Origin of the sequence: Pseudomonas sp. JUb52, from assembly GCF_004341115.1 — a bacterium.
GTDB lineage: Bacteria > Pseudomonadota > Gammaproteobacteria > Pseudomonadales > Pseudomonadaceae > Chryseomonas > Chryseomonas oryzihabitans.
Map to the genome: position 1 here is coordinate 345,265 of NZ_SLYS01000003.1, position 22,247 is coordinate 367,511.

General features: G+C 67.2%; 23 protein-coding genes. 13 read left to right on the plus strand and 10 right to left on the minus strand.

Annotation, left to right across the window (positions count from 1 at the left end):
• The first annotated feature begins 26 nt into the window (after positions 1–26).
• From EC839_RS07250 to EC839_RS07260, 3 genes are all read left to right on the plus strand, one after another.
• A complete protein-coding gene (locus EC839_RS07250) occupies positions 27–626 on the plus strand; it encodes a short chain dehydrogenase (RefSeq protein ID WP_007159576.1) in 600 nt (199 codons plus the stop codon).
• Positions 627–685: 59 nt separating this feature from the next.
• Positions 686–1,366 carry a lipoprotein gene (locus EC839_RS07255; protein WP_007159577.1) on the plus strand — a complete coding sequence of 227 codons (681 nt, stop codon included), beginning with the start codon at positions 686–688 and terminating at the stop codon, positions 1,364–1,366.
• 176 nt (positions 1,367–1,542) lie between these two features.
• A complete protein-coding gene (locus EC839_RS07260) occupies positions 1,543–4,107 on the plus strand; it encodes an EAL domain-containing protein (RefSeq protein WP_039975405.1) in 2,565 nt (854 codons plus the stop codon).
• Positions 4,108–4,124: 17 nt separating this feature from the next.
• Here EC839_RS07260 and EC839_RS07265 read toward each other — a convergent pair whose 3' ends face one another.
• Together EC839_RS07265 and acs are read right to left on the minus strand one after the other, a co-directional pair.
• Entirely contained in the window at positions 4,125–5,087 is a 963-nt protein-coding gene (locus tag EC839_RS07265) for a GlxA family transcriptional regulator (RefSeq protein ID WP_007159579.1), read from the minus strand.
• A gap of 283 nt (positions 5,088–5,370) precedes the next feature.
• Positions 5,371–7,329 carry an acetate--CoA ligase gene (acs, locus tag EC839_RS07270; protein WP_007159580.1) on the minus strand — a complete coding sequence of 653 codons (1,959 nt, stop codon included), beginning with the start codon at positions 7,327–7,329 and terminating at the stop codon, positions 5,371–5,373.
• A gap of 162 nt (positions 7,330–7,491) precedes the next feature.
• Between acs and EC839_RS07275 the strand changes: the two genes are divergently transcribed.
• Complete coding sequence (locus EC839_RS07275; protein WP_007159581.1) at positions 7,492–7,842, plus strand: 4a-hydroxytetrahydrobiopterin dehydratase; 351 nt, start codon at positions 7,492–7,494, stop codon at positions 7,840–7,842.
• Between the two features lie 38 nt (positions 7,843–7,880).
• Here EC839_RS07275 and EC839_RS07280 read toward each other — a convergent pair whose 3' ends face one another.
• Positions 7,881–8,294, minus strand: coding sequence for a VOC family protein (locus tag EC839_RS07280; RefSeq protein WP_007159582.1), 414 nt, complete (start codon positions 8,292–8,294; stop codon positions 7,881–7,883).
• Positions 8,295–8,419: 125 nt separating this feature from the next.
• Between EC839_RS07280 and EC839_RS07285 the strand changes: the two genes are divergently transcribed.
• Positions 8,420–8,644, plus strand: coding sequence for a hypothetical protein (locus tag EC839_RS07285; protein ID WP_007159583.1), 225 nt, complete (start codon positions 8,420–8,422; stop codon positions 8,642–8,644).
• 2 nt (positions 8,645–8,646) lie between these two features.
• Positions 8,647–9,099, plus strand: a complete 453-nt coding sequence (locus tag EC839_RS07290) for a GNAT family N-acetyltransferase (RefSeq protein WP_007159584.1) — start codon at positions 8,647–8,649, stop codon at positions 9,097–9,099.
• Here the strand turns inward: EC839_RS07290 and EC839_RS07295 are convergent.
• On the minus strand, positions 9,096–9,311 hold the full coding sequence (locus EC839_RS07295) for a DUF3820 family protein (protein ID WP_007159585.1): 216 nt from the start codon (positions 9,309–9,311) through the stop codon (positions 9,096–9,098). The genes EC839_RS07290 and EC839_RS07295 overlap by 4 nt on opposite strands.
• A gap of 122 nt (positions 9,312–9,433) precedes the next feature.
• On the opposite strand from EC839_RS07295, the gene EC839_RS07300 reads away from it, so the two are divergent.
• Positions 9,434–10,243, plus strand: a complete 810-nt coding sequence (locus EC839_RS07300; protein ID WP_007159586.1) for an SDR family oxidoreductase — start codon at positions 9,434–9,436, stop codon at positions 10,241–10,243.
• Positions 10,244–10,299: 56 nt separating this feature from the next.
• Here the strand turns inward: EC839_RS07300 and EC839_RS07305 are convergent, their stop codons facing one another.
• Positions 10,300–10,491 (minus strand): hypothetical protein, encoded by a 192-nt coding sequence (locus EC839_RS07305; RefSeq protein ID WP_007159587.1) that lies wholly within the window; start codon positions 10,489–10,491, stop codon positions 10,300–10,302.
• Between the two features lie 318 nt (positions 10,492–10,809).
• The gene (locus tag EC839_RS07310; protein ID WP_007159588.1) at positions 10,810–11,607 is read right to left on the minus strand and encodes a phosphodiesterase; all 798 of its coding nucleotides are present in this window, start codon (positions 11,605–11,607) and stop codon (positions 10,810–10,812) included.
• Positions 11,608–11,953: 346 nt separating this feature from the next.
• On the opposite strand from EC839_RS07310, the gene EC839_RS07315 reads away from it, so the two are divergent.
• The gene (locus EC839_RS07315) at positions 11,954–12,658 is read left to right on the plus strand and encodes an aspartate/glutamate racemase family protein (RefSeq protein ID WP_007159589.1); all 705 of its coding nucleotides are present in this window, start codon (positions 11,954–11,956) and stop codon (positions 12,656–12,658) included.
• Here EC839_RS07315 and EC839_RS07320 read toward each other — a convergent pair.
• Together EC839_RS07320 and EC839_RS07325 are read right to left on the minus strand one after the other, a co-directional pair.
• Positions 12,655–13,959 (minus strand): leucine-rich repeat-containing protein kinase family protein, encoded by a 1,305-nt coding sequence (locus tag EC839_RS07320; protein ID WP_007159590.1) that lies wholly within the window; start codon positions 13,957–13,959, stop codon positions 12,655–12,657. The genes EC839_RS07315 and EC839_RS07320 overlap by 4 nt on opposite strands.
• A gap of 74 nt (positions 13,960–14,033) precedes the next feature.
• A complete protein-coding gene (locus EC839_RS07325; protein ID WP_007159591.1) occupies positions 14,034–14,711 on the minus strand; it encodes a haloacid dehalogenase type II in 678 nt (225 codons plus the stop codon).
• Between the two features lie 234 nt (positions 14,712–14,945).
• On the opposite strand from EC839_RS07325, the gene EC839_RS07330 reads away from it, so the two are divergent.
• The 5 genes from EC839_RS07330 (at position 14,946) to EC839_RS07350 (ending at position 20,605) form a co-directional block, all read left to right on the plus strand.
• Positions 14,946–15,359 (plus strand): hypothetical protein, encoded by a 414-nt coding sequence (locus EC839_RS07330; RefSeq protein WP_007159592.1) that lies wholly within the window; start codon positions 14,946–14,948, stop codon positions 15,357–15,359.
• Positions 15,269–16,702: a bifunctional diguanylate cyclase/phosphodiesterase gene (locus tag EC839_RS07335; protein ID WP_007159593.1), complete on the plus strand. Its 1,434-nt coding sequence runs from the start codon at positions 15,269–15,271 to the stop codon at positions 16,700–16,702. Before EC839_RS07330 ends, EC839_RS07335 begins: the two co-directional genes overlap by 91 nt.
• 83 nt (positions 16,703–16,785) lie before the next feature.
• Positions 16,786–18,039 (plus strand): EAL domain-containing protein, encoded by a 1,254-nt coding sequence (locus EC839_RS07340; RefSeq protein WP_007159594.1) that lies wholly within the window; start codon positions 16,786–16,788, stop codon positions 18,037–18,039.
• Positions 18,040–18,160: 121 nt separating this feature from the next.
• Positions 18,161–19,408: a diguanylate cyclase domain-containing protein gene (locus EC839_RS07345; RefSeq protein WP_007159595.1), complete on the plus strand. Its 1,248-nt coding sequence runs from the start codon at positions 18,161–18,163 to the stop codon at positions 19,406–19,408.
• 117 nt (positions 19,409–19,525) lie between these two features.
• Entirely contained in the window at positions 19,526–20,605 is a 1,080-nt protein-coding gene (locus EC839_RS07350) for an SMP-30/gluconolactonase/LRE family protein (protein WP_007159596.1), read from the plus strand.
• 3 nt (positions 20,606–20,608) lie between these two features.
• Here the strand turns inward: EC839_RS07350 and EC839_RS07355 are convergent, their stop codons facing one another.
• A complete protein-coding gene (locus tag EC839_RS07355) occupies positions 20,609–20,962 on the minus strand; it encodes a hypothetical protein (RefSeq protein WP_007159597.1) in 354 nt (117 codons plus the stop codon).
• A gap of 140 nt (positions 20,963–21,102) precedes the next feature.
• A complete protein-coding gene (locus EC839_RS07360) occupies positions 21,103–22,224 on the minus strand; it encodes a DUF1615 domain-containing protein (protein WP_007159598.1) in 1,122 nt (373 codons plus the stop codon).
• Positions 22,225–22,247 lie beyond the last annotated feature (23 nt).

Consider the following 22,247-nt stretch of genomic DNA (forward strand, 5'->3'; position numbering starts at 1 on the left):
TCCTTTCCCTTCACGGAGCCACCCCCATGAAAATCATCCTCGTCGGTGCCAGCGGGACCCTGGGCAGCGCCATCGCCGATCGCCTGGGCAGCCGCCATGACCTGATCCGCGTCGGCCGCCGATCCGGCGATCTGCAGGTCGACATCACCCAACCCGAGTCCATCCGTGCCCTCTTCGCCCAGGTGGGTCGTTTCGACGCCCTGGTCAGCGCGGTGGGTTCGGTGACCTTCGCCCCCTTCACCGAGATGACGCCCGAGGCGTACCAGAAAGGCCTGCAGGACAAGCTCATGGGCCAGGTCAATCTGGTACTGCTCGGCCAGCAGCAGGCCGCCGAGGGCGCCTCCTTCACCCTGACCACCGGCATCCTCAGCGAACAGCCCATCGCCCAGGGCAGCTCGGCGGCCATGGTCAACGCGGCGCTGGAAGGCTTCGTGCGCGGTGCGGCCATCGAATTGCCCCACGGTCAGCGCCTCAACGCGGTCAGCCCGACGGTGCTGCAGGAGTCCCTGGGCCACTACGGCGATTTCTTCCGCGGTTTCAAGGCGGTCAGCGGCGCCGAGGCCGCCCTGGCCTACGAACGCAGTGTGGAAGGACGAGAAACCGGCAAGACGTATCGCGTCTGGTAAGTCCTTGAGCTCGCGGCGCTGTCTGAGTAACGTGTGCCCACCTCAGTCGGAGTCCTGCGATGCCAGCGCCGCGTGCCATCTTTCCCCTAGCCCTGCTCGGCCTCCTCGGCGGCTGTAGCCTGTTCCAGAGCGACGACACCCCGCGTGCACCGGGCGGCGAGCGCCTGCAGGGCGATCTGCGCTGGAGCGGTGACCAGCTGCTGTTCCGCCCCTGCCAGGAACAGCGTTTCTTCGACGTCACCGACGCCAACAACACCGCCATTCTGCGCGATGCCCACGAACTGGCCGCCGACAGCGGCGCCGCTTCGCTGTTCGCCGACCTGCGCGGCAAGCTCAAGTCCGGCGGCCGCGATGGTGCCCAGGGCGTGTTCGCCGTCACCGACGTCTACCGCGTGCAATACAGCGGACCGGGTTGCAGCGATCCCAACTTCAAGCGCACCGCCATGAACGCCGGTGGCCATGGACCGGACTGGAGCGTCCAGGTCAGCAACCAGGGCATGCTGGTCAGCACCGCCGGCCAGCAGCGCCGCGCCCTGCCCTTCGTGCAGGAAGAATTGCCGGGCGGCATGCGCGCCCTGTCCACCGAAGCCAATGGCGAGAAGGTCGAGCTGTGGATCAATCCGCGCCGCTGCGTGGACGGTCGCACCGGCACCGTGCAGTCACTGCAGGCCGAACTGCGCATCAATGGCCAGACCTGGCAGGGCTGCGCCTTCTATGGCGGAGCCGGCAATCCCACCTAACTCGGGCGTTCGCGCGATGCTTAGCGCGATCCCCTTGGCATCTCCCGCTTTACGTTTAGCGTCGCGCGCCCCAAGGGGCTAGTCTAGCGACGGCAAGGTTTCATCCGCTTCGCTTGGTCACTTCCGGGTTCCACCAGGCGAAGGCACAGGAACGCTCATCCAGCCAGGGTCCAGGCATGCCAACATCCCCAGCGTCTCGTAGCGCGCCTCCGCGCCGACGGGGCCATACCGTTCTCCTGCGGCTGTTCCCCGCGCTCTGCGTGCTGCTCCTGGGTCTCATCGGCCTGGGTTGCTATCTGCTGGTCGACAATGCCGTGCGCCAGGATGCCACCGTCGCCCAGCACACCGAGCGCGCCGTTGGCCGCACCTTCACGCGCCTCGACGAAGAGGTCGCCCGCAACCTGATCGACTACAGCAAATGGGACGAAGCCTATCGCCGCCTGCACCAGACACTGGACAGCGACTGGGCCTTCGAACAGGGCAATCTGGGCGAATCCCTGTTCCAGGTCTATGGCTATGAGGGAGTGCTGGTGTTCGACGGTCAGGATCGGCCCCGCTATCGCCTGCTCGACGGCCAGCTCGCCGATCCCGCTGCCCCTTGGCTGCAGGGCGACATCGCCGGCCTGCTGGCCGCGGCGCGCAGCGCCGACGCCCGCGCCGGCAGCGTGTCCGGCGTGCTGACCGTGGCCGGGATGCCGGCGCTGGTGGCCGCCGCCGCCATCACCCCAGGCGACCAGGCCGGCGTTCGCCCCCAGGACGCGCCGGCCTCGGTACTGGTCTTCGTCAATGTGCTCAGTCCGGCGCGGCTGGCGGCCCTGAGCGAAGCCAACAACCTGCCGCCGCTGAGCATCAGCGCCAACGCCGCCGGCAGCCGCGCCAGCTGGCAACTACCGGGTTCCAGCTATCAGCTGACCTGGCGCCCACCGCGTCCGGGGCTGTGGCTGATGCAACAGACCCTGCCGCTGTTCGGTGGCGGGGTGCTGATCCTGCTGCTGGGGCTGATCTGGCTGTTTCGCCAGGCGCTGATCTCGATGCGCCAGCTGGATGCCCAGTACGATGACCTGCTGGCCAGCCGCAGCGAACTGGCCATCGGCGAGCGGCGCTTCCGCGACATCGCCGAGGCCACCTCGGACTGGCTGTGGGAGGTCGACGCCACGCTGCGCCTGGTCTATGTCTCGGATCGCTTCGCCGAGGTCACCGGGGAAGCCACCGAGCGCTGGCTCGGCCGGCCGCTCGCCGAATTGCTCACCCCCCATGCCGACACCCTGGCGCACTGGCTCGCCGGCCAGGCCCACGACCGCAAGCCACGACAGCCGCTGGTCTGCCACTACCTGGACGGCAACGGGCGCGAACGCACCTGCCGGGTGGCCGCCCGGGCCATTCCCGAAGGCGGCTATCGCGGCACCGTCACCGATCTCACCGACGAGATCGAGGCCCTGGCCCAGGTCCAGCACCTGTCCTGGCACGATCCCCTGACCGGCCTGCCCAATCGCCATCGCCTGCACCAGTTTCTCGCCACCCATCTGGAAGGCCCGGAGCCCCGCCCCCTGGCGCTGATCAGCCTGGACCTGGATAGATTCAAGACGGTCAACGACGCCCTCGGCCATGCCGCCGGCGATCAGGTCCTGCAGGAAGCGGCGCAGCGCCTGCGGCAGAACGTGACCGCCACCGACCTGGTGGCGCGCCTGGGCGGCGACGAATTCTGTGTGGTGCTCAGCGGCGATCGCGACCCCGCTGCCATCGCCGACCTCTGTCGGCGCCTGGTGGAGCAGTTGCGCCAACCCTTCCGCCTCGGCGAGCAGCGGGTCTTCATCGGCAGCAGCCTGGGCGTGGCCCTGGCGCCGCGGGATACCGGCATCCCGGCGGAATTGCTGCGTCTGGCCGACATCGCCCTCTACCAGGCCAAGGCCGCTGGCCGCGGCACCTGGCGCTTCCACGAACCGGCCATGAACGAGCAGGTGCTCCTGCGCCGGCAGCTGGAACAGGATCTGCGCCAGGCCCTGCGCGATGATCGGCTCAGTCTCTACTACCAGCCACGCCGTTGCCTGGCCGATGGCAGCCTGTGCGGCTTCGAGGCGCTGGTGCGCTGGGAGCACCCGACCCAGGGCCTGCTGGAGCCGCTGGATTTCCTGGCCCTGGCCGAAGACGCCGGCCTCGGACAGCGCCTGGGGCGCTGGGTGCTCGAGACCGCCTGCCACGACGCCCAGGGCTGGCCGGAACGCCTCTCGGTGTCGGTCAATCTGTCGCCGCAGCAATTTCACGCCAACGAAGATCCGGTGCAGACCGTGGCCGAGGCGCTCTACCAGAGCGGCCTGGCGGCCTCGCGCCTGGAGCTGGAACTCACCGAGCGAACCCTGCTGGATCCCGCCGCCGACGTGGCCAACACCCTGGGCGCGCTCAAGGGCCTGGGCGTGCGCCTGTGCCTGGACGACTTCGGTTCCGGCCTGTGCTCCCTGGCCTACCTGCGCCGCTATCCACTGGACGGCATCCGCCTCGACCGCAGCCTCATCGCGCGGCACCGGCAAGCGCCGGAAGACAGCGCCCTGGTGCGGGCCATGATCGATCTCGGCCGCTCGCTGGGGCTGAGGGTGACCCTCAAGGGCGTGGAGGACGCCGAGCACCTGCGCCAGCTGCAGCACTTGCCGGCGGACGAGATCCAGGGCTTCCACTGCGGCGCGCCGCTACCGGCCGATCGGCTGGGCGCCTGGCTGGACGAAGGGGTGGCGGAGCCGTTGAGCTGAAGGGGTGCGCCGGGCGCCTAGCGCTCGGCCACCATGCTGCCCTCGCCCGCCGCACCGCGTCGCTGGTTGCGGTCGTCGCGAGGAGTGACGCCAAAGAAGTTGCGATAGGCGCTGGAGAAGTGCGGCCCCGACGAGAAGCCGCAGGACAGGCCGATCTGGATGATCGACTTGCTGGTCTGGGTCAGCATCTTGCGCGCCCGATTCAGCCGTAGCTCCAGGTAGTACTGGCTGGGCACCCGCGCCAGGTACTGCTTGAAGATCCGCTCCAGTTGCCGGCGGGAGACGCAGACGTGCTGGGCGATCTCGTCGGTGGTGAGGGGCTCTTCGATATTGGCCTCCATCAGCATCACCGCCTGGGTCAGCTTGGGATGACTCGACCCCAGGCGATTCTTCAGCGGAATGCGCTGCCGCTCGCTGCCCTCGCGCAGCCGCTCGACGATCAGCTCCTCGGCGATGGTGCCCGCCTGTTCGGCGTCGCGGTCACGGCCGATCATGGCCAGCAGCAGATCGAGGATGGCCAGGCCGCCACAGGCGGTCAGGCGATCGCGGTCCCACTCGTAGAGGTGGTGGGTGGCGATGACCTTGGGAAATTGCTCGCTGAATTCCTCCAGCCAGCGCCAGTGCACGGCGGCGCGATGCCCGTCGAGCAGACCGAGCTGGGCGAGGATGTGCACCCCGGCGGAAAAGCCTCCCATCACCACCCCGGCCCGGGCGGTCTGGCGCAGGGCCGCGGCCAGGGGCGGCGGCAGCGCGGGCGAGGGTTCGTCGGCCAGCACGAAGAGGCGATCCAGGCGTTCCAGCTGCCCTTCCCAGTGGCCACCCGGCAGGCGCGGCTGCAACTCGCTGCCGGCCTGCAGAAAGCGCACCTCGTAGGGTGTATCGCTCGAATGGCGAGCGGCGAGTTCCAGCGCTTCCTCGACCAGGCCCACGGTCAGCGGACGAACGTCGGGCCACAGCAGAAAGGCGATGCGGATGGTCATCTAACGTCTGGCTTCCTGTCGAGAGCGGCGGGGGCGACCGATCCGGGGCCCGCGCGCCATGAAACCCTTGTGGGGTGGCACGCATGGTACGCCGGAGCGCTGCCCCTGTCCCGGCCTTTGCCCGGGGTAGCGGACCGGTGTGCCCTCCGGTCCGCCGGCTGGCGCGATTCTAGCGCCAGCGCAACGGCCAGGGCTTTTACCCTGGCGACAACTCCTTACAGGACCTCCAAAAACAAACCGCCCGCTACCGGGACGATAGCGGGCGGTTGGCGAAGCCGTCGAATCAGGCGACGGCCTGGCTCATCTGCTGGTGGGTCCCGACCAGATGCTGGACCACGCCCGGATCGGCCAGGGTGGAGATGTCGCCGAGCGCGTCGTATTCACCCACGGCGATCTTGCGCAGGATACGCCGCATGATCTTGCCGGAGCGGGTCTTGGGCAGCCCCGGCGCCCACTGGATGACGTCGGGCGTGGCGATCGGACCGATCTCCTTGCGCACCCACTGCTTGAGCTCCTGGCGCAGGGCTTCGTTGCCCTCCTCGCCCTGGTTGAGGGTCACGTAGACATAGATGCCCTGGCCCTTGAGGTCATGGGGCATGCCCACCACCGCGGCCTCAGCCACCTTGGGATGGGCCACCAGGGCGCTCTCGATCTCGGCGGTGCCCATGCGGTGGCCGGAGACGTTGAGCACGTCGTCGACGCGACCGGTGATCCAGTAGTAGCCGTCTTCGTCGCGGCGGGCGCCATCACCGGTGAAGTACATGCCCTTGAAGGTCTTGAAATAGGTGTCGACGAAGCGGTCGTGATCGCCATAGATGGAGCGCGACTGGCCCGGCCAGGAATCGAGGATCACCAGGTTGCCTTCCACGGCGCCGTCGAGCAGGTTGCCTTCGTTGTCCACCAGCGCCGGCTGGATGCCGAAGAACGGCCGGGTCGCCGAACCGGGCTTCTGGCCGATGGCGCCGGGCAGCGGGCTGATGAGGATGCCGCCGGTCTCGGTCTGCCACCAGGTGTCGACGATGGGGCAGCGCTCCTGGCCCACGGTCTTGTAGTACCAGTGCCAGGCCTCGGGGTTGATCGGCTCGCCCACCGAACCGAGCAGGCGCAGGCTGCTGCCGTCGACGCCGCGCATGGCTGCATCGCCCTGGGCCATCATGGCGCGGATGGCGGTGGGCGCGGTGTAGAGGACGTTGACCTGATGCTTGTCCACCACCTGGCCCATGCGGGTGACGTCCGGGTAGTTGGGCACGCCCTCGAACAGCAGGGTGGTGGCGCCATTGGCCAGGGGGCCATAGACGATGTAGCTGTGGCCGGTGATCCAGCCGACGTCGGCGGTGCACCAGTAGACCTCGCCCGGGCGATAGTCGAAGACCCGCTCGTGGGTCAGGGCGGCATAGGTCAGGTAGCCGCCGGTGGTGTGCAGGATGCCCTTGGGCTTGCCGGTGGAACCGGACGTATAGAGGATGAACAGCGGCGCCTCGGCGGACATTTCCTTGGGCTCGCAGTGTTCCGGGGCCACCGAGGTGATGTCCTCGTACCAGACGTCGCGGTGGCGGTGCCAGGCGATGTCGGCGCCGGTGCGCTTGCAGACGATCACCTTGCGCACCGAATAGGTGGCAGGGTTGGTCAGGGCCTCGTCGACGTTGGCCTTGAGCGGGATCTTGCGGCCGCCGCGCACGCCTTCGTCGGCGGTGATCACCAGCTTGGACTGGCAGTCGCTGATGCGGCCGGCCAGGGATTCGGGAGAGAAGCCGCCGAACACCACCGAGTGCACCGCGCCGATACGGGCGCAGGCCAGCATGGCCACGACGGCCTCGGGGATCATCGGCATGTAGATGGTCACCACGTCGCCGCGGTGGATGTCCTGGCCGCGCAGGGCGTTGGCCAGCTGGCAGACCTCGCGATGCAGCTCGCGGTAGGTGATGTGGCGGCTGTCGGCCGGATCGTCGCCTTCCCAGATGATGGCGGTCTGGTCACCGCGGGTTTCCAGGTGGCGATCCAGGCAGTTGTAGGAGGCGTTCAGGGTGCCATCGGCGAACCACTGGATGTCGACGCGATGATCGTCGAAAGAGGTCTGCTTGACCCGGCTGAAGGGCTTGATCCAGTCCAGGCGCTGGGCCTGCTCGCGCCAGAAGCCATCGGGGTTGAGGATGGACTGCTGGTACAGCCGGCGATAGGTGACTTCATCGGTCAGGGTCCGGGAAGCGACTTCCGCGCGGACCGGGTAGAAAGCGGCACTCATGGGACGATCTCCTCGGCGGGAAACTGTTGTTCTTGTTGTGTTCCGTTGTACGGCGCGCACCGGTTTCGGACCATTCGACCATGGTCGGACGGGACGCCGGGAGCTGACCGGCGGGTCTGTTACCCTGCCCTTTCGTGACTTTCTTTCCCCAAGGAGCGCCCCATGGCCGATCTCGCCCACTCCCATTGCGTCCCCTGCCGCTCCAGCGAGCCTGCCCTGAGCGAGGCCGCCAGCAACGAATTACTCAAGGCCGTCCCGGGGTGGACGCTGGTCGAGCGCGAAGGAATTCCACGGCTGGAACGCCGCTATGCCTTCGGCAACTTTCTGGAAGCGCTGGACTTCACCAACCGCGTCGGCCGCGAGGCGCAGGATGAGGATCACCACCCGGCCCTGCTCACCGAATGGGGCGCGGTGACGGTGAGCTGGTGGACCCACAACATCGGCGGCCTGCACCGCAACGACTTCATCATGGCCGCCCGTACCGATGCGGTCGCCCTGGCGGCCAACGTCTGAGCGCCGGTCCGCCGGATCGCCGGATCGCCGGCCGCGCGCTAGTCGCAGGCGGCGGCGAGTCCCTCGGCATGCACGAAGCACAGCTTGTTGCCTTCCGGATCCCGGCAGTAGGCGGCGTAGAAGTCCGCGCCATAGTCCGGCCGGATGCCGGGAGCGCCCTCGTCATTGCCGCCCAGTTGCAGGGCGCGGTGCCAGGCCGCCTCGACGGCCGCCGGCGAAGGCGCGGCGAAGCTCACCTGGACGCCATTGCCCCAGGAGGCCGGCAGGCCATTGAAGGGCAGCTGTACATAGAATTGCGGCCACGCTCGCCCCGGGCGCTGCCAGCCGCAGCCGGGCGGGCCGCCATCGTCTTCCGCCGGCATCCGCACCAGGCCGAGCTCGTGCAAAACACTGTCATAGAATCCGATCAGGCGCTCAAGGTCGCGCGCGCCTACCTGCACATGGCTGAACATGGGCTCTCTCCCGCTTGCCAGGGGCCATCAGGCCACGTTAGACCAGTCCGCTGCGGCTGCCTATCGGCTCGACAAGCCCGGTCCGGGCGGTTAGCGTGGCGGCCTTTGCCTGTGACGACATAGCCATGAATCTGCGCACCCTCCCCCGCCTGACCAAGATCGGTCTGGTCTTCTTCATCCTCGGCCTGCTGGGCGTGGCCTTCGCCCTCTATGGCCTGTACCAGGGTCCGCGTCCCTCCGAACCCGGCGCCATGCGCAGCCTGCTGTTCGCGGCGGGCTTGCAGCTGACCGGCTACGTGCTGCTCAACCGCAATCGCTTCCGCATGCTGTCCGGCCGGCGCAAGGACTGACCATGACCCTCCAGTGGAGCTGCCGCGCCGCGCCGGCGCTGACCACCGCCGAGCTCTATGCCGCCCTGGTGTTGCGCGCCCGGGTCTTCGTGGTGGAGCAGCAGTGCATCTATCCCGACGCCGATGGCCTGGACCTGGCGGAAGACGTCTGGCACCTGTTCGGCTGGCGCGACGACCAGTTGCACGCCTACCTGCGCCTGCTCGGCGCGGTACGCGAGGAAGTGGTGATCGGCCGGGTGATCGTCGCCCCCGAGGGCCGCGGCAGCGGCCTGGGGCATCTGCTGCTGGCGGAAGCCCTGCGCGTCTGCGCCGAGCGCTGGCCCGGGCGCCCGCTGTTCCTCTCCGCCCAGGCCCATTTGCAGGCCTACTATGGCCGCTATGGCTTCACGCCCTGCTCAGCGGTCTATGACGAAGACGGCATCCCCCATATCGACATGCGTCGCCTGGCGGACTAACGGCGGCGGCGCAAGGGATCGAGCAGCGGCTTGAGGCCGTTGTGGTCGATCTCCTGCATCAGCGCCAGCAAGCGGCCCAGCTCGCCAGGCGGAAAGCCGCTGCGGGCGAACCAGTTGAGGTAGTGACCCGGCAGGTCGGCCAGCAGGCGGCCGGCGTACTTGCCATAGGGCATGGTCCAGGTCACCAGGGCTTCCAGATCCGCGGGTTGCATCTCTTGTCTCCTCTACACGGCCTGGCGATTATGCCATGCCCTCAGGGGCCAACCGTCGGCCGCGGGGAGCGCCAGCCGTCCGCGACGATCCCAGCTACACCAGGTCTGCAGAGGATTTCAGCATGAGCAACGTTTCCCGGCCGCTGGCCGCCGTCACCGGTGCCTCCAGCGGCATCGGCTTCGAACTGGCCAAGCAGCTGGCCCGCCACGGCCATGATCTGCTGCTGGTCTCCCGCGGCGATGGGCTGGACGCCGCCGAGCGCGAATTGCGTGCCCTAGGGGTCAAGGTCTGGAGCCATGCGGCCGACCTGCGCACCGCCGTGGGTGTGGAAGAGACGTTTCGCTTCCTGCGTCGCCAGGGCCGCCCGCTGGACGTCGTGGTACTTAACGCCGGGGTCGGCCTGGGCGGCGCCTTCGTCGGCCAGACGCGCCTGGAAGACGAGATGGCATTGATCCAGCTCAATGTGATGGCCACCGTGCACCTGGCCAAGCTGGTGTTGCCGGAGATGGTCGCCGCCGGCCGCGGCCGGGTGCTCTTCACCTCCTCCATCTCGGCCACCGCGCCGATTCCCTTCGAGGCCGTCTATGGCGCCTCCAAGGCCTTCATCAACTCCTTCGCCTTCGCCCTGCGCAACGAGCTGAAGGACAGCGGCGTGACCCTGACGGTGCTCATGCCCGGCCAGACCGACACCAACTTCTTCCACCGCGCCGGCGAAGACGACACCAGCGTCGGCGCCGGGCCCAAGCACGATCCGGTGCAGGTGGCCGCCCAGGGTTATGCCGCCCTGATGCAGGGCCTCGACCATGTCTATGGCGGCGGTCCCGAGGTCCAGCACGAGGGCGAGGTGCTCAATCGGGTGGAAAGCGAGGCTCAGAAGGCCGAACGGCACCGCGCCTGGTCGGAGCCGGGATCGGCGGAAAAAAAGGACTAGCTGCGCTCACGCTAGGCGAGGCGTCAGGCCCCTGCCTGACGTCCGGTTGGCCGCCCCTAGTTGACCGGCGTGGCCCCGGGCGTGCCGCACTTGGCGAACTTGCCCTTGGCATCCTTGCATTGCACCGCCTTGGTCTTGGTCGTGTCGCATTTGACGAACTTGCCGTGGGCATCCCGGCAGGGCGCCGCCTGGACGCTGGCGGATGCGAAAAGGGTCAGGGCTAGCGCGGCGAACAGTGCTTTGAGCATGACGATCACCTCCAGGGCCGGGAGTGGCCTCTCGAAGCGTAGCCTGGGCGCGAGGGGTCTGCCATGGGGTTTGAAAGCTGCAGATCATCCCGGCGAGGTTGAGCGCTCAGGCAAGGGTCGGCCGTCGATCACTCGTCACTTGGCCAGGGATATTCAGGCTCGCGGAATAGCCTCTGCCCTTGCAATGACAATGGTCACGGCTAGCGGAGCGTTTCGCCATCGGTAGCTAGCACGCTCATTTGGCCCTGGCGGTATTGGCCTCGTTGCTCCGGGAATCATTCTTGAGAACATTGCCAAAGCACTACTGGACTGAGTTATTCAGGCGAATGGATAGGGGCCAGGAAAGTCACCTATGGGATACCAGTGGGTAATGAGGCCTGCATCGGTCCACTGATGCAGCAAGATGGCCGGCGGCTCGACGTAGGACGCCGCGCTGGCCTGGGGATCCAGGCGTAGTGCTATGGCGGTGGTGGTACTAGGCGCGGTGCATAGCAGGGTGCCCGCAAAACACAGGATCATGAAACGGTGAATGTGCCCGCACAGGATTCGCTCGACGCTGGGGTAGCCGCTTATTACGTGCCGAAGGCGGTGGCCATTGAGACATTTGTAGGCATCGATATAAGGAATGCCGCTATCGAACGGCGGTTGGTGCATGAATATCAGGGTGGGTGTTTCTGGCGCTTCGTCTAGCCGCTGGCGTAGCCAGACCGCGTGGCTTTCGGTCATGTCACCATGGTGGTCATTCGCCACACTGATGTCCAAGGCGATGATTCGCAACGGCCACGCGGGATCGGCGTAGACAGCGCTCCAATCCAGCGCATCGTCGCTGGGGCAATGATCTGCAAAATAACGAGCCATTACCTGGCGGTCATCGTGGTTGCCCGGCAGCATCAATACCGGTGTCGTCAAAGGCGCCAATATCTGTTGTGCCTGGGCATAGGCTGCTGGGCTTCCGCAATCGACCAGATCCCCGCTGAACAGAATCACATCCGGTTTGGGCTGCAATTCAAGCAGCGTACTGACGGCTGCTTCGAGCATGGCATTGGCGCCCACTAGATTCTGGTAAAGCTGGCCCTCCGGCCTTACATGCGTGTCGGAAAACTGAGCTATCAGCATAGGACCCCCACCCATTCCTGAAGACCGCAAATAAGCCGCCACAGCCGCGCGCCACAGCGCAACACGTTATCCCGTGCGGCAATCCTCATAAGCTCGCTTTTGCAATATCGGCGCCAAACGCGAAAGGCTCTGCCAGTGCCAACCCGAAAAGAGGGAAACCGTTGCGCCCAGCGTACACGGGAAAGGAGCAATAGCGCCGGGATAGTCATCCCACCGCTTCAAGAGTCGCCCGCGCTTGCTCCCTACCGCACGTTCACTGTACCGCCCGATCTCTGCCTCACTGATCCTCGCGCACCGCGGGAACAGGCGCCAAGATGCCCATTCGCCAATCACCATGAGAACGACCATGCGCACCCTGGGCCTGCTGGGCGGCATGAGCTGGGAGAGTTCGGCTCACTACTATCGCATCCTCAACGAAGAGGTCCGGCGGCGGTTGGGCGGCAGTCATTCGGCGGCCTGTCTGCTGCTGTCAGTGGACTTCGCCGAGATCGCCGCGCTGCAGCATGCCGGCGACTGGGCGACGCTGGGTCTACGCCTGCAAGCGCATGCGCGGCAACTGGCGGCAGGCGGTGCCGAGGCGCTGGTGCTCTGTACCAACACCATGCATTGCCTGGCGGCGGAGATCGAGGCGGCCACGGCCCTGCCGCTGCTGCACATCGCCGATCCTACCGGGGCGGCGATCCAGGCCAAGGGCCTGCGGACCGTCGGCCTGCTGGGCACCGCCTTCACCATGGAGCAGGCCTTCTATCGCGAGCGGCTGAGGGCGGGCTTCGGCCTGGAAGTGCTGGTGCCTGAAGCGGACGCGCGCCAGACCGTGCACCGGATCATCTACGAAGAACTGGTGCGCGGCGCAGTGCGCGCCGAATCGCGGGCCGCCTATCGAGCGATCATCGCCGAACTGATCGCCCAGGGCGCCGAGGGCATCGTGCTCGGCTGCACCGAGATCATGCTGCTGGTGGACCAGAGCGACAGCGCGGTGCCGCTGTTCGACACCACGCGACTGCACGCCCTGGCCGCTGTGGACTGGGCCCTGGACGAGCCCCGGGACTAGCCCTGCAGTCGCTGCGCCACCTCGGCCAGCAGCGGACGGGCATCGAGCGCGGGCTGCTGGCACTCCGCGGCCAGGGCCGCCAGTGCCGGATCGACCGGCTCGCTGCACCGCGCCAACCACTCCTCCAGCAGAATGCCGAAGGCGCGACTCTCGAAGCGTTGCAGGCGCGCCGCCTGAACCGTGTCCTCGGGCAGCAGCGAGGCACCGCCGAAATCCCCCAGCAGGCAGCGGGCGCCGCCATCCCAGAGGATGTTGTGGGCATAGAAATCACCGTGGACCAGGCCGTGTCCGTGCAGGTGCGCCAGGGCACTGGCCATGCCGCCAGCCATGCTGCGCACGGCGCTGGCGGTGAAGCGGGTGTCCTCGGGATAGACGTCGCGGCTGCAGGTGGTGAAGCTGGGCGGTCCGGCCAGGTTGCCGAAGGCCGGCTCCACCAGCTCCAGCACCAGGCCGCTGCGCTGCTCGGGATGCTCGGCCAGGTCACCGAGAGCACCGATCAGCCAGGGATGGGTGCCGGCGCTGAGGCTGGCGGCGCTTTCGCTTTCCGGGGTGCCATCGCTGGTCATGCTGCCCTTGAACAGCTTGACGGCGACCTCGCGCGACCCGGTGGGCGATTGCCAGCGCGCCTGATGGATGATGCCGGAGGCGCCCTCCCCCAGCCGCTCGCCAAGCTGCAGATCACCCCAGGCGATGCGCTGCTGGCGGGCGGCCTGAGCTCGCACCGCGCGCTCGCGCTCGGCGCCCAGGGGATTGTCGCCATAGGCCAGCCAGGTCAGCCGTGGCAACTCCAAGATGGCCGGCGGCAGCGCGGCGAAGCGATTCGCCGACAGCCGCAGCAGTTCCAGCTGGTGCAGGTCGGCCATGGAGGCCGGCAGATGCTGCAAGCGGTTACCGGCCAGCATCAACTTTTGCAGGGCGGGCCGCTCGCCCAGGGCGGCGGGCACCTCGGCGATGCGGTTGTCGGTAAGGATCAGCCAGCGCAGGCGCGGCGGCAGGGCCGCGGCGCCTACCCGCTCCAGCTGGCAGGCCTTGAAGCCGATCATCTCCAGCCTGGGCAGCGTGCCCAGCACCTCGGGCAGCTCGGTGAAGGGATTGCCCGAGCAGAAGAGAATGCGCAGCTGGTGCAGCCGCCCCAGGTCGGCGGGCAAGCGGGTCAGCCGATTGCCCGACAGGTCGAGGATTTCCAGGCTGTCGGCCAGGCTAAAGATCTCTTCGGGGAATTCGGTCAGGTCGGCGCGCAGGGTCAGGCGCGTGGCCCCGGCCAGTTTGCCGGCACGCAGCCGGGCAAGGGTATCCGTCATGGGAAAGCGACTCTCACTGTCTGGAAAAACCGGCACCCGCCGGTGATGGCGCGGACGTTAGCACGCCGGGGCAACTAGCCGCGGTCCTCGTGCGCCAGAATGCGCGCCACTGCCTCTTGCAGCGTGCCGGCGGTCACCTGGGGTGGCGCCAGGGGATTGGCCGCCTGGTCGGGACGCCGCTGCAGCAGGGCCCCCTTGAACCCGGCGGCCTGGGCGCCGGCGATATCCCAGGCATGGACGGCGATCAGCCACAGGTCTTCGGCGGGTTGACCCAGGCTGGCGGCGGCCTGGCGATAGGTGGCCGTAACCGGCTTGCTGGCGCCGGCGTCCTCGGCCGAGAGGATATCGGCGAAGGCGTCGCTCAGGCCGGCGTATTCCAGCTGCGCCCGGGTCGCGGCGCGCGCATTGTTGGAAAAGGCGATGCAGCTCACGCCCTGCGCCCGGGCGAAATCGAGGCCCGCGCGGACATCGGCATGGGCGGGCAGCCGCTTGAGGGCGTCGGCGACGCGCTGCCGGTCGGCGGCGCTGAGCGTTCGCCCGAACCGTGCGCCGATCATCTCCAGCGCCGCCTGCCCCTGGGTCTCGAAGGGGGCGTGCCGGCCACAGAGCTCGGCGCTCATGGCGTTCTGCAAGGTCTGGGCGAACCATAGCGTGCGGCTCTGGGAGTCACCGAACAGGTCGGTGAACAGGCCATCCAGCGCGGACAGGTCCAGCACGGTCTCGTTGATGTCGAACAGGCAGGTCAGGGTCATGGTCGCTACTCGGCCGGGGATATCCCTTCGACCAGGGCTCGCGATTGACGTGCAGCCGCGCTAAGGTTCCAGACTGGCAGGCGAGACGAAACGGCTAAAGTCTTATGATTTCTCGCCGATACTTCCGCAGACCTGCCTCTCGTTTGCTGCACTCGCCTGGCTCGGGTCGCGGCAGTTCTTCCAAGATGGGCTTTTTGCTCGAGCAAGGCTCATCGATATTCCCGAGATAGCCTGATGGCCGATTCACTGAAGTACGAAGATGACCGCCTCAACGCCCTGCACGCCCTGGAGTTGCTGGATTCGGCGCCGGCGGAGGAATTCGATCGCCTCTGCGAGCTGGTCGCCAGCAGCTTCAATGTGCCGACCGCGCTGATCAGCCTGGTGGATCGCGACCGCCAGTGGTTCAAGGCCCGCGTCGGCTTCGACCTGGCGCAGATGCCCATCGAGGACGCCTTCTGCGCCCACACCATCCAGGCCGAGGATGGCCGGATGGAGATCAACGATGCCTGCTGCGATACCCGCTTCAGCCATAACCCCCTGGTGGTCAGCCCCCCCATGTGCGCTTCTATGCCGGCTCGACCCTGGTCACCGAGGGCGGCTATGCCATCGGCAGCCTGTGCATCCTCGACAGCCAGCCGCGCGAATTGACGACGGCGGAACGCAAGCGCCTGGACGACTTCGCTGCCCAGGTCATGAAGCTCATCGCCCTGCGCCAACACCTGCGCCGCCGCGATCCGGTCAGCGGCCTGCCCAATCGTCAGCAGTTCCAGGCCGATGTCGCCCAACTGGCCGAACTCCAGCCCGACGAGGGGCGCCTGCTGGTGCTGGTGGATCCCCTGGAGACCCACTGGAAGGACCAGCTGGTGCTGGCCCAGGGCATGTGGCCCTTCGAGACCTTCCTGCGCAGCCTCGCCTTGCGCCTGTGCGACGCCCTGAGCGAGCGGGCCAAGGTCTATCACGTGGACACCAAGAGATTCGCCTTCCTGCTGCCGGAGGACTGCGATTATCAGCCGCTGCTCGACGCGCTCATCGCCCAGTTGCGGATGCCGGTCCAGGCCGACCGCATTCCCATCGATCCGCCGGTCAAGGCCGGTGTGGTGCCCTTCCTGCTCGACTCGGGCGAAGTCCGCGACCTGCTGCGCAAGGCCATGGTGGCGGTCGATCAGGCGACGCTGAGCAGTCGTCACTGGGTGGTCTACGAGCGTCCGCAGGACGAGGCCTTCCAGCGCATCTTCCAGCTGGTCCGGCAGATTCCCGAAGCCCTGGAGCGCGGCGACTTCAGCCTGGCCTTCCAGCCACGCCTGGCCCTGCCCGGACGCCGGCTGTGCAGCGCCGAAGCCTTGCTGCGCTGGACCCATCCGCAATTCGGCCCCATCGCGCCCGGCGACTTCATTCCGGCGATCGAGAAGACCGCGCTGATCCACAGCGTCACCCGCTGGGTGATCCGTACCGCCGTCAGCCAGCTGGCGCACTGGGACAATCGCTATCAGGGGCGACTGTCGCTCAACCTGTCGCCACGGGATTTCGACGAAGGCGATCTGGTCGACCTGCTGCGCGAGACCTGCCAGCGCCAGGGTGTCGATCCGCGGCGGCTGGAAGTGGAGATCACCGAAGGCGAATGGCTGAAACGCAATCCCGAGGCCATCGCCCAGCTGCATGCCCTGCGCGAGCTGGGCCTGGAGATCGCCATCGACGATTTCGGCAGCGGCTACAGCAACTTCGCCTATCTCTACGAATTGCCGGTCACCAGCGTCAAGCTCGACCGCTCGCTGATCCATGACCTGCCCGAGGATCCACGCAAGCAGGAGGTGGTCAGGGCACTGCTGGCGCTGATCGGCAAGCTCGGCTATCGCAGCGTTGCCGAGGGCATAGAGACGCCCGAGGTGCTGGCCTTCCTGCAGGAAGCCGGCTGCGACGAGGTCCAGGGCTATCTGCTGGCCCGGCCCATGGCCCTGCCCGCTTTCGAGGCCTGGTACGCCGAACGGGGTTAAGCCGAATGGATGAGGTCATTTGACTGACAAATTCATTCCAGGCTCTACACTGGTTCAGGTCGTAGTTTCCCGGGAGTGAGGACATGAGGGAATCAGGTACCGAGTTGTTGGAGGTGGTTGGCCTGGATACCGGCAACCTGAGCAGCCAGGGCTGCATCGACAAGGTGCTGCACGCGCTGCGCATCCACCTGGACATGGACGTGGCCTTTCTTGCTGAATTTCGCCAGCAGGATCGGGTCTTTCGCAACGTCGATGCGGCGCCCGATGCGCCGCTTAAAGCCGGCGATGCCCTGCCGCTCAGCCAGGGCTATTGTCAGCAGGTGGTCACCGGCCACCTGCCCGAACTCATCCCCGACACCCGCGCCGTCGGCGCTACCCGGCTGATCCCGGAAACCCGCAGCGTGCCCATCGGCGCTCACGTCAGCGTGCCGGTGCGGCTCAGCGATGGCGAACTCTATGGCACCTTCTGCTGCTTCAAGTACCAGCCCGATCCGACCCTGAGTCCCCGTGACCTGGAGTTGGTGCGGACCTTTGCCGAACTGGTGGCCGATCGCCTCAGCCTGGACGTCTCCAGTCGTCGCGGCCAGGTCGAGATGCGCCAGCGCATCCAGGGCGCGGTGGCTGCACACCAACCCAGCATCGTCTACCAGCCGATCTATCATCTGACTGATCTGCGGATCGCCGGCTGGGAGTCACTGTCGCGCTTCCACTGTCCGCCGCAGCGCAGCCCGGACCTGTGGTTTTCCGAAGCCAGCGCCATCGGTCTGGGGGACGAGCTCGAAGAATGCGCCATGCGCTTCGCCCTGCAGGGGCTGCAGAGTCTGCCCGACGACAGCTATCTCACAATGAACTGCTCGCCGCAGACCATCCTGGGCGGGCGCCTGCCTGCGCTGCTGGCCGGCAATCCTCCCGGACGCCTGGTGCTGGAGATCACCGAACATGCCGAGGTCGACGACTACGACGCCCTGCATGCCCAGCTGAAACCGCTGCGGGCCCAGGGCGTGCGCCTGGCCATCGACGATGCCGGCGCCGGCTATTCGAGTCTGAGGCACATCCTTCGGCTGCGGCCGGACATGATCAAGCTGGACATGAGCCTGGTGCGCGACATCGATCGCGACGCCGAACGCCGGGCGCTGGCCTCGGCGATCATCGCCTTCGCCCGCGAGACCCACAAGGAGGTGATCGCCGAGGGGGTGGAAACCCTCGCCGAGCTGGAAGCGCTCAAGGCGCTGCAGGTGGACAAGGTGCAGGGCAACCTGCTGAGTCGCCCGCTGCCGCGCGACGACGCCCTGCGCCTGCCCCGGCAGCGCCAGCTGGAAGGCCAGGCGGACCGCTGAACCGGAAAGGATCGGCGGCCATTCAAGTCGTCAATCCTTTGGCCGATACGCCTAGGCGAATGATCCCTTCCTCTGACGCCAGACCCGCTCTCGGCCGATCTTTGCCCTGCAGGAGTTACCGGTGCGCTCCATCCTGGTCATCGAAGACAGCCCCATGGTCCTCAAGATTCTGGCGCACCTCTTTCGTCAGCAGCGTGACTTCGAGCCGGTGTTCTGCGCCACCCTGGCCGAAGCCGAGCTGATGCTGGAAACCTCGGCCAATCTGTTCTTCGCCGCCCTGGTGGATCTCAACCTGCCCGATGCGGCCAATGGCGAAAGCGTCGATCTGGTGCTGCGCTACCGCCTGCCCTGCATCGTCCTCAGCGGCTCCTACGACGAACGCCGGCGCGACGACCTGCTCACCAAGGGCGTGGTCGACTACGTGCTCAAGGAAAGCCAGTACTCCTACGAATTCGCCTTCCGACTGCTGCGCCGGCTGGACAGCAATACCGCGGTCAAGATCCTCATCGCCGAGGACTCCGATGCCACCCGTAACTACATCCGCCACGTGCTGACGCCTCACCGCTACCAGTTGCTGGACGCCTGCGACGGCAACGAGGCCCTGCGTCTGCTGCAGGAGCAGCCGGACATCGACCTGCTGGTGGTGGACCACAGCATGCCCGGCCTCAGCGGCTTCGAACTGGTGCAGATGTTGCGGCAGAAGCTGCGCCGCCACGACCTCAGCATCATCGGCCTGTCGGCCGACGAAAAGGGTTCGCTCAGCGCCAAGTTCATCAAGCAGGGGGCCGACGACTTCCTGCGCAAGCCCTTCTGCCCCGAGGAGCTCAATTGCCGAGTGGTCTCGACCTTGGAACGGCGGGATCTGCTGCGCGCCCTCACCCACGCCGCCCAGTACGATTCCCTCACCGGGCTGCGCAACAGGCGCGCCTTCCAGGATCAGGCCCAGGAGCTGTTCCGCCAGGCCGAACGCGAGGGCCACGCCCTGAGCGTGGCCATGCTCGACCTGGATCACTTCAAGCGCATCAACGACGAACACGGCCATGCCAGCGGCGACAGTGCCCTGGTGGTCTTCGCCCAGGCCTTGGCCCGGACCCTGCCCCAGGATCTCACCGGTCGCCTGGGTGGCGAGGAATTCGCCCTGGTCAGCCGGATGCCACCGGAGCAGCTGCTGCAGGCGCTGGACCTGCTGCGCCGCTACTGCCACGCCCAGAGCTATGCCCCCGGCGCCCCGCCGCTGTCGTTCAGCGCCGGCGTCTTCAGCGGCCTCGCCGACGACCTCGAAGGCTTCCTCCACGAAGCCGACCGGCGCCTCTATCAGGCCAAACGCCAGGGCCGCGGTCGGACCTGCCTGGTGCTCGAGGCCGACTAGGCCCGTGCCCTGGTTGGCGCCATCCATCACAAGACATATGATGTCATATGATTAACCTGCCGATGCAGGTTGATCCGCATTGCCTCGTCTGAACAATAACAATCAAGGACCTGCACCATGCATGACTCCCTCCCGGGTCTCGCCCGGCCATTGTCACGTCGCCAGTTGCTCCAGGGCGGCCTGGTCTGCGGCGCCGCCCTCGCCCTGCCCGGTCTCGCCCTCGCCGGGGAACCCCTGAGCCAACGCTATCCCGATCCGCTGATCGAGATCCTCGACGACCGCTTCCTCGAGTTGCGGCTGTTCAACGCCAGTGTCGAACGTCTGGCCACCGGCCTGCGCTGGGCCGAAGGCCCGGTGTGGATCGGCGATGGCAACTACCTGCTGATGAGCGACATCCCCAACAACCGCATCGTGCGCTGGGATGAGGTCAGTGGCCGGCTGGACACCTACCGCGCCCAGTCGAATTTCGCCAACGGCCTGACCCGTGATCGCCAGGGTCGGCTGATCGCCTGTGAAGGCTCCACCACTCACGGCCTCGGGCGGCGGGTCACCCGCACCGAGCACGATGGGCGTATCACGGTGCTGGCCGATAGCTTCGACGGCAAGCCGTTCAATTCGCCCAATGACGTGGTGGTCAAGCGTGACGGCTCCATCTGGTTCAGCGACCCGCCGTTCCAGGCCAACAGCGACTACGAGGGTCATAGGGTCAAGACCGAGCAACCCGACGGTGTCTATCGCATCGACGGCGAGAGCCTGGCGGTGACCCGGGTGATCGGTGATCTCAACGGCCCCAACGGACTGGCCTTCTCGCCGGACGAGAAGCTGCTCTATGTGGTCGAGGGCCGCGCCAAGCCCAATCGCCTGGTGTGGGCCTATACCGTCAAGGACGACGGCAGCCTGGGCGAGCGCCGCAAGCACATCGAGGCGCTGGAATACGGCGCCCTGGACGGCATCAAGTGCGATGTGGCGGGCAATCTCTGGTGCGGCTGGGGCAGCAGTGGCGCGCCGGCGGCCAAGCCCGAGGCGCTCGATGGGGTACGGGTCTTCGATCCCAGCGGCAAGGCGCTGGGTCACATCCACCTGCCGGAACGCTGCCCCAACCTCTGCTTTGGCGGCCCGGAAGGCAACCGGCTATTCATGGCCGGTTCCCACTCGCTGTACAGCCTCTACGTCAACATCCGCGGTGCCGGCCTCTAGCGGCTAGCGGGACTCGGGCGGCGACTGTTCGGCCAGGACGGTCAGGGAGTCGAGCACGCTGTCCAGGGCGTAGGCCGCTTCGAAGCGCGCCAGATTCTGGGTGAGGTCGGCCAGGCTGGTGGTGATCCCCAGCCAGTTGCCCAGGCCGATCTGGCGCGCCGCTTCCGGCAGCGAACAACCGCCATCGCGGCGTTCCAGCCAGGCCAGCACCAGTTCCGGCGGGGTATCGGCTTCGAGGCCCAGGGTGCGCAGCAGTCGCAGGGCCTTGGCCTGTTCGCGGGGTGGCAGCCGATGGCGGGCCGTGGGGGTGGGCTGGTCGACGATCAGCGTCAACCGGGAGCCGGGGGTATCGGTCATCTGGACCTCTAGGGACTACACCAGAACCGTACGGCGCGAGGCCGCTTCATCGCCCCATGTTAGGCGAATAGTCTGGCCAATTGCCATCCCCGGGCCCGACCCTCGTCACCTGGAAAACGCCGTTCGGCCCCCTGCTCCCCTCAGCGCGCGGCGCGGCCCCGGCAGCGCTGCCAGCGTTCCTCCACCCGCTGGGCGAACCAGGCGGTGGTGAGGGTGCGGGTAATCTTGGGACTTTCCAGGGTGATGCCCGGCAAGATGGCGCGCGGCAGGCTGCGACCGACCTTGCGCTCGGCCAGGGCATAGACCTTGGCATAAAGATCGGTCTTCGCGAAGTCCTCGGACTCCCCCGCCTCCAGGTCGTGGCGGATGGCAATGTCGCTCATGCCCAGGGCCGGCGCCAGGCGATTGACCGCCCGCTCGGTCTCGCCCTGGGTCCGCGAACCGGGCACCACCAGATCGCCGTCCAGCGCCAGCTTCATCCCCGTGGCCCGGCTTACCGCGCTCTGGAAGGCGGCATTGCGACTGGCGTACCAGCCGGCGTTGAAATCGGCGAAGCGATACAGTGGGGTGGCATAGTCCGCCGGATAGCCCAGCAGGTGCGCGGTGCCGAAATAGAGACCGCCCCGCCGGCTGAACACCTCGTGGCGGATGGAACCCTCGCGCTCATAGGGATAGCCGCGGGCATGAGCCTCGGCGAAGTCGATGCTGACCTGCATGGGGCCGCCGGTGCGCACCGGATTGAAGCGCCCGAACAGCTGGCCTCCCAGGGGCACCATGGCGATGAAGTCCTCGAAGATCAGACTCAGCTCGCGCTCGGTTCGGGCACTGTCCAGGCGCTGGGCGTAGGTCTTGCCGGTGGGCGACCTGAGGTTGAGCGCGGTGCGCACCAGCAGTTGGGGCACATAGGCCCGCGCCGCACGGCTATCGATCTCTTCCCGGGCGATCCGCCCCAGTCCCGGCACCGGCGGATCGACCTGGTAGGTGGATTCCTGCTCCGCCACCGCCAGCACAGCGCAGAGGTTGTCCGTGGAGGGCTCGAAGCCCTGGGCGCTGAAGGCGGTCTGGATATCGCTGGCCCAGCCCTGCCGATCCGCCACGCTGGCCGGCAGCAGCCGCAGGAGCTCGGCGCGCACCTCGGCCGGCGAACGGGTCGGACCCTGGGAGCTGGGCGTCAGGCTGCAACCGGCCAGCACCAGGGCAGCGGCTAGGGCGGTCCAGCCGCGCAATCGCGGCAGGGTGGGCAAGGCGGGAACAGACGGCACGGCAGCAGCGGACACGGCGACTC

Bases quoted from the DNA above. Each gene is read 5' to 3' on its own strand.
- EC839_RS07250 (WP_007159576.1), top strand. From the start codon at position 27: ATGAAAATCATCCTCGTCGGTGCCAGCGGGACCCTGGGCAGCGCCATC.
- EC839_RS07255 (WP_007159577.1), top strand. From the start codon at position 686: ATGCCAGCGCCGCGTGCCATCTTTCCCCTAGCCCTGCTCGGCCTCCTC.
- EC839_RS07260 (WP_039975405.1), top strand. From the start codon at position 1,543: ATGCCAACATCCCCAGCGTCTCGTAGCGCGCCTCCGCGCCGACGGGGC.
- EC839_RS07265 (WP_007159579.1), bottom strand. From the start codon at position 5,087: ATGACCATCCGCATCGCCTTTCTGCTGTGGCCCGACGTTCGTCCGCTG.
- acs (WP_007159580.1), bottom strand. From the start codon at position 7,329: ATGAGTGCCGCTTTCTACCCGGTCCGCGCGGAAGTCGCTTCCCGGACC.
- EC839_RS07275 (WP_007159581.1), top strand. From the start codon at position 7,492: ATGGCCGATCTCGCCCACTCCCATTGCGTCCCCTGCCGCTCCAGCGAG.
- EC839_RS07280 (WP_007159582.1), bottom strand. From the start codon at position 8,294: ATGTTCAGCCATGTGCAGGTAGGCGCGCGCGACCTTGAGCGCCTGATC.
- EC839_RS07285 (WP_007159583.1), top strand. From the start codon at position 8,420: ATGAATCTGCGCACCCTCCCCCGCCTGACCAAGATCGGTCTGGTCTTC.
- EC839_RS07290 (WP_007159584.1), top strand. From the start codon at position 8,647: ATGACCCTCCAGTGGAGCTGCCGCGCCGCGCCGGCGCTGACCACCGCC.
- EC839_RS07295 (WP_007159585.1), bottom strand. From the start codon at position 9,311: ATGCAACCCGCGGATCTGGAAGCCCTGGTGACCTGGACCATGCCCTAT.
- EC839_RS07300 (WP_007159586.1), top strand. From the start codon at position 9,434: ATGAGCAACGTTTCCCGGCCGCTGGCCGCCGTCACCGGTGCCTCCAGC.
- EC839_RS07305 (WP_007159587.1), bottom strand. From the start codon at position 10,491: ATGCTCAAAGCACTGTTCGCCGCGCTAGCCCTGACCCTTTTCGCATCC.
- EC839_RS07310 (WP_007159588.1), bottom strand. From the start codon at position 11,607: ATGCTGATAGCTCAGTTTTCCGACACGCATGTAAGGCCGGAGGGCCAG.
- EC839_RS07315 (WP_007159589.1), top strand. From the start codon at position 11,954: ATGCGCACCCTGGGCCTGCTGGGCGGCATGAGCTGGGAGAGTTCGGCT.
- EC839_RS07320 (WP_007159590.1), bottom strand. From the start codon at position 13,959: ATGACGGATACCCTTGCCCGGCTGCGTGCCGGCAAACTGGCCGGGGCC.
- EC839_RS07325 (WP_007159591.1), bottom strand. From the start codon at position 14,711: ATGACCCTGACCTGCCTGTTCGACATCAACGAGACCGTGCTGGACCTG.
- EC839_RS07330 (WP_007159592.1), top strand. From the start codon at position 14,946: ATGGCCGATTCACTGAAGTACGAAGATGACCGCCTCAACGCCCTGCAC.
- EC839_RS07340 (WP_007159594.1), top strand. From the start codon at position 16,786: ATGAGGGAATCAGGTACCGAGTTGTTGGAGGTGGTTGGCCTGGATACC.
- EC839_RS07350 (WP_007159596.1), top strand. From the start codon at position 19,526: ATGCATGACTCCCTCCCGGGTCTCGCCCGGCCATTGTCACGTCGCCAG.
- EC839_RS07355 (WP_007159597.1), bottom strand. From the start codon at position 20,962: ATGACCGATACCCCCGGCTCCCGGTTGACGCTGATCGTCGACCAGCCC.